Source organism: Marinitoga lauensis, assembly GCF_004135675.1.
GTDB classification, from domain to species: Bacteria; Thermotogota; Thermotogae; order Petrotogales; family Petrotogaceae; genus Marinitoga; species Marinitoga lauensis.
On the sequence record NZ_QHLX01000007.1, the window covers coordinates 137,977 to 147,239 of the forward strand.

The 9,263-nt window shown below is 29.8% G+C and carries 10 protein-coding genes and 1 pseudogene; all 11 read left to right on the forward strand.

Annotation, left to right across the window (positions count from 1 at the left end; genetic code table 11):
* Positions 1 to 324 precede the first annotated feature (324 nt).
* The 11 genes and pseudogenes from DJ007_RS13000 to kamC all read left to right on the forward strand — a co-directional run bounded on the left by DJ007_RS13000 (position 325) and on the right by kamC (position 9,154).
* Positions 325 to 1,452: a class I SAM-dependent rRNA methyltransferase gene (locus DJ007_RS13000; protein WP_206076378.1), complete on the forward strand. Its 1,128-nt coding sequence runs from the start codon at positions 325 to 327 to the stop codon at positions 1,450 to 1,452.
* Positions 1,453 to 1,690: 238 nt separating this feature from the next.
* A pseudogene (locus DJ007_RS20590) lies at positions 1,691 to 2,350 on the forward strand (CoA transferase subunit A).
* The gene (locus DJ007_RS13010) at positions 2,340 to 2,990 is read left to right on the forward strand and encodes a 3-oxoacid CoA-transferase subunit B (protein WP_129409961.1); all 651 of its coding nucleotides are present in this window, start codon (positions 2,340 to 2,342) and stop codon (positions 2,988 to 2,990) included. Before DJ007_RS20590 ends, DJ007_RS13010 begins: the two are co-directional and overlap by 11 nt.
* 12 nt (positions 2,991 to 3,002) lie before the next feature.
* Complete coding sequence (kal, locus tag DJ007_RS13015) at positions 3,003 to 3,398, forward strand: 3-aminobutyryl-CoA ammonia lyase (protein WP_129409962.1); 396 nt, start codon at positions 3,003 to 3,005, stop codon at positions 3,396 to 3,398.
* Entirely contained in the window at positions 3,398 to 4,216 is an 819-nt protein-coding gene (gene kce, locus DJ007_RS13020) for a 3-keto-5-aminohexanoate cleavage enzyme (protein WP_129409963.1), read from the forward strand. The genes kal and kce overlap by 1 nt, the downstream gene beginning before the upstream one ends.
* A gap of 13 nt (positions 4,217 to 4,229) precedes the next feature.
* The gene (gene kdd, locus DJ007_RS13025) at positions 4,230 to 5,264 is read left to right on the forward strand and encodes an L-erythro-3,5-diaminohexanoate dehydrogenase (protein WP_129409964.1); all 1,035 of its coding nucleotides are present in this window, start codon (positions 4,230 to 4,232) and stop codon (positions 5,262 to 5,264) included.
* Between the two features lie 14 nt (positions 5,265 to 5,278).
* A complete protein-coding gene (gene kamA / locus DJ007_RS13030) occupies positions 5,279 to 6,571 on the forward strand; it encodes a lysine 2,3-aminomutase (RefSeq protein ID WP_129409965.1) in 1,293 nt (430 codons plus the stop codon).
* Positions 6,568 to 6,978: a MaoC family dehydratase gene (locus DJ007_RS13035; protein WP_129409966.1), complete on the forward strand. Its 411-nt coding sequence runs from the start codon at positions 6,568 to 6,570 to the stop codon at positions 6,976 to 6,978. The genes kamA and DJ007_RS13035 overlap by 4 nt, the downstream gene beginning before the upstream one ends.
* A 3-nt stretch (positions 6,979 to 6,981) precedes the next feature.
* Entirely contained in the window at positions 6,982 to 7,965 is a 984-nt protein-coding gene (gene kamB, locus DJ007_RS13040; protein WP_129409967.1) for a lysine 5,6-aminomutase reactivase subunit KamB, read from the forward strand.
* Positions 7,953 to 8,432 (forward strand): hypothetical protein, encoded by a 480-nt coding sequence (locus tag DJ007_RS18345; protein WP_240739622.1) that lies wholly within the window; start codon positions 7,953 to 7,955, stop codon positions 8,430 to 8,432. The genes kamB and DJ007_RS18345 overlap by 13 nt, the downstream gene beginning before the upstream one ends.
* Positions 8,429 to 9,154, forward strand: a complete 726-nt coding sequence (gene kamC / locus DJ007_RS18350) for a lysine 5,6-aminomutase reactivase ATPase KamC (protein WP_240739623.1) — start codon at positions 8,429 to 8,431, stop codon at positions 9,152 to 9,154. Before DJ007_RS18345 ends, kamC begins: the two co-directional genes overlap by 4 nt.
* The last annotated feature ends 109 nt before the right edge of the window (positions 9,155 to 9,263 follow it).

Below are 9,263 nucleotides of genomic sequence, written 5' to 3' on the forward strand. Positions count from 1 at the left end.
CATAGTATAAATACAGATTATAACACAGTATCATATTGGACATTTAATAGTGGAATAGGCGTTAATATATATCTGGCAGAGGTACATGTATCCTTAAGTACTCAAGCTCCAACTACGGACGAACTTTTTAATGCAAGAAATACTGCGGTTAATATAAATATGAGTGTGGGTTTCTGATTTTATTTTGTCAAAAATGTGAGAGGCATTTTTAATGCCTCTTTTTTTATTTCTTTTGAAAAGTTTCTTAAAAATTTTAGAAAAATTTGATATACTATAAGTTGAATGAAATTTAAAAAGAATTCCTGGAATAAAAGGAGAGGTAAAATGGCGAATATATATTTAAAGAAAGGTATAAAATCCAGAATTATAAATGGACATTCATGGGTATATGAAAATGAAATAGATAAAATCATAGGCGATTATGAAAATGGTGATATTGTAGATGTTTTTTATAATAAAAAATTTATTGGAAGAGGATATATAAATAACAATTCTAAAATTAGAGTGAGATTATTAACTAAAAAACATGAAACAATTGATTATGAATGGGTAAAAAATAAGATTAAAAGCGCATATGAATATCGAAAAATGCTGTTTATAAATGAAAATACATTTAGATTAATATTTGGAGAAGGAGATTATTTTCCAGGATTAATAATAGATAAATTTGATAAATACTTTGTGATACAGATAAATACTTTAGGAGTATATAGATTAAAAAAATATATAATTGATTCATTAATAGAAATTTTTGATCCTGAAGGCATATTTGAAAAAGATGATGAAAAAAATGCTAGAATAGAAGGGTTTGATTGTATAGAGGATTGGATATATAAAAAGGGACCTAAATTAATACCGTTTGAAATAAATGGTATTAAGTTTTTTTCAGACACAAAAGGACAAAAGACAGGTTTTTTCTTAGATCAAAGGTATAACGCTTTAAAGGTTAGAGATTTAGCGAAAGATAAAAAAGTGTTGGATGGATTTGCGTATACAGGTAATTTTGGAGTGCATGCTTTAATGGGTGAAGCAAAATATGTAACGTTTTTAGATTATTCTGATAGAGCATTATATGTTTTAGAGCAAACATTAAAAGCTAATAATATTTCAAAAGATAAATATGAATTATTTGAAACAAATACATTTGATCAACTAAGAAAGTTTGATGATGCAAATTTATATTTTGATTTTGTAATAATAGATCCTCCGTCCCTGGCAAAATCAAGAAAATCCATTAAAAATGCTATTAGAGGTTATAAAGAATTAAATCTTAGAGCTATGAGAATTACTAAAAATAAAGGCTTATTTGCAACTGCATCGTGTACGCAATTAGTGTATGATGATGAATTTAAAAAGATAGTTTTTGATGCAGCTAAAGATAACAAATTTCTATTAAAACAAATTTTTAGGGAACACAATCACCAGATCATCCTATTTTATTCAATATTTTAGAGACAGAGTATTTGAAATTTTATATATTTGAAATAGATAATTTTAATATATAAGAGCCAGAATTTTCTGGCTCTTATTTTTTTATATACTAATATACGTGAAAAAAATTTCATTAAAAAAGTTTAAACGGTTATTAATAGCTTTATTTCAAGTTATATAACTTTTTTTCAATTTTGTATCGAATGTTAAAATCGATATAATAAGCATGAAGAAAATTTCATATTAAGGGGTGAGTTAATTGAAAGTAGTAAAAGCCGCAGAGGCTATTTCTTTTGTTAACGATGGAGATAGCATAATGATAGGGGATTTTTAACAGTTGGAACACCAGAAACACTAATTGACGAATTAATAAGTCAAAACAAAAAAGAATTAACTATTATTTGTAATGATACATCTTTTGAAGATAAAGGTATAGGAAGATTAATTTATCATAAACTTGCTAAAAAAGTTATTACATCGCATATTGGTACAAATAAAGAAACTCAAAGGCAATATATCGAAAAAGAATTAGAAGTTGAATTGGTCCCACAGGGAACATTGATAGAACAGATAAGAGCAGGTGGGTAGGATTAGGCGGAATTTTAACGCCAACGGGAATAGGAACTGTTGTAGAAGATGGAAAACAGATAATAGAAATTGATGGTAAAAAATATATTCTCGAAAAAGCTATTAGAGGAAAAGTGGCTTTAGTTAAAGCAAAAAGAGCAGATCATCTTGGTAATTTGCAATTTGCATATACAGCAAGTAATTTTAATCCGATAATTGCGATGGCAGCGGATTTAGTTATTGTGGAGGTTGATGAATTAGTTCCTACTGGGCTATACCACCAGAACAGGTACAATTTCCAGGAGCACTTGTTGATTATGTAGTAGTAAGGGGAGAGAATAATGAATCCTAAAGAAAGAATAGCAAGGAGAGTTGCAAAAGAGTTTAAACCAGGAAATATTGTTAATTTAGGAATTGGGTTACCAACATTAGTTGCTAACTATGTACCAAAAGATATGAATATTTTCTTTCATGGAGAAAATGGTGTATTGGGAATAGGTTCAGAAGTGCCTGAAGAATTATCAAATCCAGATTTAACAAATGCAGGAGGAAAATTTATTGAAACTGTACCAGGTGCTATGACGTTTGATACAGTATTTTCTTTTGCATTGATAAGAGGAGGACATCTTGATTATACAGTATTGGGAGGTCTTCAGGTTGACGAAGAAGGACATTTAGCTAACTGGATGGTTCCAGGTAAATTAATCCCAGGAATGGGAGGAGCTATGGATTTAGTAACAGGTGCTAAAAAAGTTATTGTTGCCATGACGCATACAGCTAAGGGAAGACCAAAAATAGTGAAAAAATGTAATTTACCATTAACTTCATCAAGAAGAATAGATTTAATAGTTACAGAATATGCTGTTATAAAACCAACAGATGAAGGTTTAGTATTACAGGAAATAGCTCCTGATATTACATTAGAAGAATTAAAAGAAATAACAGAAGCAGATCTAATAATTCCAGAAGATTTAAAAACAATGGAAGTATAGGGAGGATAAATTATGGGTGAAAAAGTTATGATAAGAGTGAGAATGAGCTTACATGATGCACATTACGGTGGTAATCTTGTTGATGGAGCAAAAATGCTTCAATTGTTTGGTGATGTGGCTACAGAGCTATTAATTAGACATGATGGTGATGAAGGATTATTTAGAGCGTATGATAGTGTTGAATTTCTTGCACCTGTATATGCAGGTGATTATATAGAGGCAACAGGAGAAATTGTGAAAGTGGGAAATACATCAAGAAAGATGGTATTTGAAGCAAGAAAGGTAATTGTACCAAGACCAGATATTTCAGATTCCGCAGCGGATTATTTAGAAGAACCAATAGTAGTATGTAGAGCAAGTGGAACGTGTGTTGTTCCAAAAGATAAACAAAGGAAGGGAAATAAATAATGGAAAAATTAATCATTACTGTAGCTTTAACTGGTGCGGAAGTAACAAGAGAGCAGCAACCAAATTTACCAATAACTCCAGATGAAATTGCAGAAGCTGCATATGAATGCTACCTTGCAGGAGCATCTATAGCTCATGTTCATGCAAGAGATAGTGAAGGAAATCCTACACAATCATATGATGTATATAAAGAAATTAAAGAGAAAATAGAGGCAAAATGTAATATGATATTCCAGCCATCAACAGGTGGCGCGGTATATCATACATTTGAACAAAGAAAACAACCCTTAAAATTAAATCCGGAGATGGCGACATTATCAGCAGGCACAACAAATTTTGGTAGCGATATATTTGTAAATTCAGAAGAATATATAGAAAAATTCGCTACTGAAATGAAAGAAAGAGGCATTAAACCAGAAATTGAAGTATTTGAAAGAGGGCATATAGCCAATGCTTTAAGATTGGTAAAAAAAGGATTATTAGATACTCCCATACACTTTGATTTTGTTATGGGAGTACCTGGTGCAATCCCTGGTGAAATAGATGATTTACTATATTTAGTAAATCATATTCCTCAGGGTAGCACGTGGACTGTAGCTGGTATAGGAAGATATGAATTACCATTAGCAATTCATGCTATATTAATGGGAGGCCATGTAAGAGTTGGTTTTGAAGATAATATATATTATAAAAAAGGTGAATTAGCAAAATCAAATGCTCAGTTAGTAGAAAGAATTGTAAGGATAGCAAAAGAATTGGGAAGAGAAATTGCAACACCAGATGAAGCAAGAGAAATATTAAACATAAAAAGGAAATGATGGAGGGGAAAAAATGAAAAAAGGTTGTCCATTTGGAACACATAGGGTAATTGAACCAAAAGGATTATTGCCTCAAGCTGCAAAAAAAATAGACAATACTATGGAAATATATTCAAATGAAATTTTAATAGATGTTATTACATTAAATATTGATTCAGCCAGTTTTACTCAAATAAAAGAAGCCTGTGATCATGATGTTAAAAGAATGGAAGAGATGATTCTTGACATAGTAAATGAAAGAGGAAAAATGCAGAATCCTGTAACAGGTTCTGGTGGAATGTTAATAGGTATAGTAAAAGAGGTTGGGCCAGATTTTCCAGACAAAACATTAAAAGTTGGAGATAAAATAGCAACATTGGTTTCATTATCTCTTACACCATTAAAAATAGAAAAAATAAAGAAAATCAATATAGAAAATGATCAGGTAGATATAGAAGGTCAGGCAATCTTATTTGAGACAGGATTATATGCAAAATTACCAGATGATATACCAGAAAAGTTAGCTTTAGCTGCACTTGACGTTGCAGGTGCTCCAGCACAGGTAGCAAAATTAGTAAAAGAAGGCGACACCGTATGTATAATTGGTGGTGGAGGAAAATCAGGAATATTATGTTCCTATCAGGCAATGAAAAATGCAGGTAATAACGGTAAGGTTATTGTTGTTGAGTATTCAGAAGATAATGCAAAAAGAATAAAAGAAATGAACTTAGCACATGAAGTAATAGTTGCTGATGCAACAAAACCAGTGGATATATATCAAAAAGTATTAAAAGTTACTGTAGGTAAATATTGTGATGTAACCATAAATAACGTAAATGTACCAGACACAGAAATGTCATCTATTTTAATTACAAAAGATGAAGGTACTGTTTATTTTTTCTCCATGGCAACCTCATTTACAAAAGCTGCATTAGGAGCAGAAGGAGTAGGAAAGGACATAACAATGATAATAGGAAATGGATATACAAAAGGACATGCTGATTTAACTCTTCAAATATTAAGGGATTCAAAAGAAATAAGAGAATTATTTGAAAAATTATATATATAATCAGGGGGACATTGATGAAAAAAAGAAGACATTATACAGAAATACCATTATGGAAAGATGTAACAGAAGAACAATGGAATGATTGGAAATGGCAGATGAGAAATAGAATTACAGATGTAGATACATTAAAACAGGTGATAAATTTAACTCCAGAGGAAGAAGAAGGAGTAAGAAATGCATTAAAAACATTAAGAATGGCTATAACTCCATACTATGCCTCATTAATGGATCCAGATGATCCAAAATGTCCAATAAGAAGACAGGCAGTTCCAACTGCTAAAGAGTTGGTAAAAAGTGTTTGGGATATGGTTGATCCATTACATGAAGATGAAGATTCGCCTGCACCAGGTTTAACTCATAGATATCCAGATAGAGTATTATTCTTAATAACAGATATGTGTTCAATGTATTGTAGACATTGTACAAGAAGAAGATTTGCAGGTCAAACAGATGCGCATAAAAGTATGGATGATATAAATGTAGCTATTGAATATATAAGAAATACACCCCAGGTTAGAGATGTATTGCTTTCTGGTGGAGATGCATTAATGGTTGGCGTTCCAATGCTTGAGTATATAATAAAAGAACTAAGAAAAATACCACACGTCGAAATTATCAGAATAGGAACAAGAACACCTGTGGTATTTCCACAACTCATAACAGATGAATTAGTTAACATGTTGAAAAAATATCATCCAATATGGTTGAATACACACTTTAACCATCCAAAAGAAATCACACCAGAATCAGCAGAAGCATGTAGAAAATTAGCAGATGCAGGTATTCCTCTTGGTAATCAAACAGTATTATTAAGAGGTGTAAATGATAGTAAATACATTATGATGGAATTAATGCATCAATTGGTAAAAATAAGGGTAAGACCATATTATATCTATCAATGTGACTTGTCACAGGGTATAGAGCATTTCAGAACATCTGTATCAAAGGGTTTAGAAATAATGGAATCATTGATAGGGCATACATCAGGATTTGCAGTTCCTTCATTTGTAGTTGATGCTCCAGGTGGTGGAGGAAAAATAAGATTAATGCCAAACTATTTACTCTCAAGAAATGACCATACAGTTATTTTAAGAAACTATGAAGGAGTAATAACAACATATCATGAACCAGAAGATACAACAACAGATGTTGACGATACAGAATACAGGGAAAAATATAAATGGTATGGAGTAGCAGGATTATTTGATAGTAAAGATAGAATCTCTCTAGAACCAAATCATTTAGAAAGACATGAAAGAGCCAAATTAAGAGCAAAATATGAATATTTAGCGGAGGAGAAAAAATGAAGTATGAAGATATTAAATTAAATCAAACATATGAAGTAAAAAGAAGAATAACTGCAAAAATGGTAGAAACATTTGCAGAAATAACAGGGGATAAAAATCCTGTTCATTTAGATGAAGAATTTGCATCAAAAACAGTATTCAAAAAGAGAATAGCTCATGGAATACTAAGCGTTGGATTAATATCTGCAGTGCTTGGAATGGAATTTCCTGGTCCAGGGACAATATACATGAAACAGGACACGAAATTCTTAAAACCTATATATCTTGATGAAGAAATAACAATAAAAATAACAGTAAAAGAGAAAATTGAAGAAAAATCAAGATTAGTATTAACCACACAAATAATTAAAGAAGATGGAAAACTTGCAGTAGATGGAGAAGCACTTGTCTTATTTAAAGGAGAGTAGAAGGTGAAATTTAATAGTATATCTGTAGTAGGTCTTGAAAAAAATACTGGAAAAACAGAAACATTAAATTATATTATAAAAAAACTGGATAAAAAAATAGGCATAACCTCAATAGGGATAGATGGGGAGTCTATAGATCAGGTAACATCAACACCAAAACCTGAAATAGTAATAAAAGAGGGTACAATATTTGCTACAGCAGAAAAATTCTATAAACAAAAGAAACTTACAGCAGAAATATTGTCAATAGAAGATGATTTAAGAACATCTTTAGGAAGAATAATAATAGCGAAAGCATTAGATAATGGAAAAGTTGTGTTGGCAGGTCCTCAATCTGCAACAAAAATAAAAAAATTGATTGAAAAGATAAAAAAATTAGGAGCAGAAATTGTATTAATTGACGGGGCTTTATCCAGATTGAGCCCCGCTTCTCCGGTAATAACAGATGCTATGATCTTAGCAACAGGTGCTGCTTTAACTCTAAATATAAACGAATTAGTGAAAAAAACAAAACATATAGTAAATTTAATACAATTAGAAGAATATGAAAACGTTGAAAGATTATCAAGTTTAGAAGATGGAATATACGTTATATCGGAAAAAATAGAAAAATTACCAATAAAATCATTATTATCCTTTAAATCACTGGAAAAGCATATACTTGAATACGGAAATAAAATATATATAACAGGAGCATTAACCGATAGTTTTTTAAAGCATTTAATCAATCAAAAAAAACTGGAAAATGTTGAAATAATAGTAAAAGATTTCACAAAAATCTTCATATCCCCAGAGACATTCAATCTTTATACCAAAAAAGGTGGAAAAATAAAGGTTTTGAAAAAAACACATCTAATTGCAATAACCATAAACCCGTATTCACCACATGGCTATATATTGAATTCAGATGAAATCAAAAAAAGATTAAAAGAAGTTATAGATATACCTATATTAAACGTAAGGGAAGATGAATTATGCTTGAAATAAATTATCTTTTAAATAAATTAGAAATAATAACTCCCCTGGGACAAAAATTGGTGAAGAATTTAACCTTCTTTACTGAAAAAAGTCAAATTTCTAAAGAGCTCAATAAAATAGAAGAAACAATAGAAAAGATATATACTCAAGAAAAAGAAATTAAAGAAATAAAACGTAATTTAATGTATATAAAAGATATAACGAATACAGTAGAAAGATTAAAGGGTGAATATACATTAGATGATATTGAGCTCTACGAAATAAAATACTTTTCATTATATTATGAAGAAATAAGAAAAACAATGCATTTTTCTTATTTAAAACAACCTTCATTAGAAAAAGTAATAGAAATACTGGATCCAGATAATAACAGATTACCAACGTTTTATATATATGATTCATATTCAGAAGAATTAGCAAATATAAGAAAAGAGAAAAAAACAGCAACAGATGAAAAAAAGAAGAATTATTTTTGAAAGAAACAGAGTTAGAAGAAAAGATAAGAGAAAAACTAACCCAAAAATTAAAAGAGTATATAGATAATCTCGAGCAAGCGTTAAAAGATATAGCAGAATTAGATTTTGTATTAGCAAAAGCCAAACAGGCAATAGATTATGAATTTTCAAAACCTGAAATTTCAGATTATATTAGTTATAAAGAATTATTCAATCCTGTTATAAAAGATAGATTAGAAAAAGAAAATAAACAATATCAACCAATAGATATTAACTTATTCAAAGGAGTTACATTAATTACTGGAGCAAATATGACAGGAAAAACAGTAATATTAAGAACATTAGCATTATCTCAATATTTATTTCAATATGGATTTTATATTCCTGCTAAAAAAGCTCAACTAAAAATATTAAATAAAATATTTTTGGTTTCCGGTGATTATCAATCAACATTAAATGGTTTATCATCATATGCGGCAGAAATGATAAAGTTAAATGAAATATTAAAATATCTAAAAAACAATGATAATGCATTGATATTACTTGATGAATTAGCAAGAAACACAAATCCCCATGAAGGGAAATTAATAGTTAAAGCGGTAATAGAAATATTAAATGGAATGAATTCTATCTCACTAATTACCACGCATTTTAACAACGTAGCAGATGAAAATATAAGAAAGTTAAGAATAAAAGGAATAAAAAAGAAAAATTGGCAGAAAATTTATCTCCAGAAAACATAACAGAAATTATCGATTACTCTCTAATTGAAGAAAAAGAAGAAATAGTGCCAGAAGAAGCGTTAACAATAGCAAAATTATTGAAAGTAGATCAAAAATTAATTAATACAAT

Excerpts from the sequence above, each read along its gene's own strand:
- DJ007_RS13035 (WP_129409966.1), top strand. The coding sequence starts at position 6,568 with ATGAAGTATGAAGATATTAAATTAAATCAAACATATGAAGTAAAAAGA.
- kal (WP_129409962.1), top strand. The coding sequence starts at position 3,003 with ATGGGTGAAAAAGTTATGATAAGAGTGAGAATGAGCTTACATGATGCA.
- kamA (WP_129409965.1), top strand. The coding sequence starts at position 5,279 with ATGAAAAAAAGAAGACATTATACAGAAATACCATTATGGAAAGATGTA.
- kce (WP_129409963.1), top strand. The coding sequence starts at position 3,398 with ATGGAAAAATTAATCATTACTGTAGCTTTAACTGGTGCGGAAGTAACA.
- DJ007_RS13010 (WP_129409961.1), top strand. The coding sequence starts at position 2,340 with ATGAATCCTAAAGAAAGAATAGCAAGGAGAGTTGCAAAAGAGTTTAAA.
- DJ007_RS13000 (WP_206076378.1), top strand. The coding sequence starts at position 325 with ATGGCGAATATATATTTAAAGAAAGGTATAAAATCCAGAATTATAAAT.
- kdd (WP_129409964.1), top strand. The coding sequence starts at position 4,230 with ATGAAAAAAGGTTGTCCATTTGGAACACATAGGGTAATTGAACCAAAA.
- DJ007_RS18345 (WP_240739622.1), top strand. The coding sequence starts at position 7,953 with ATGCTTGAAATAAATTATCTTTTAAATAAATTAGAAATAATAACTCCC.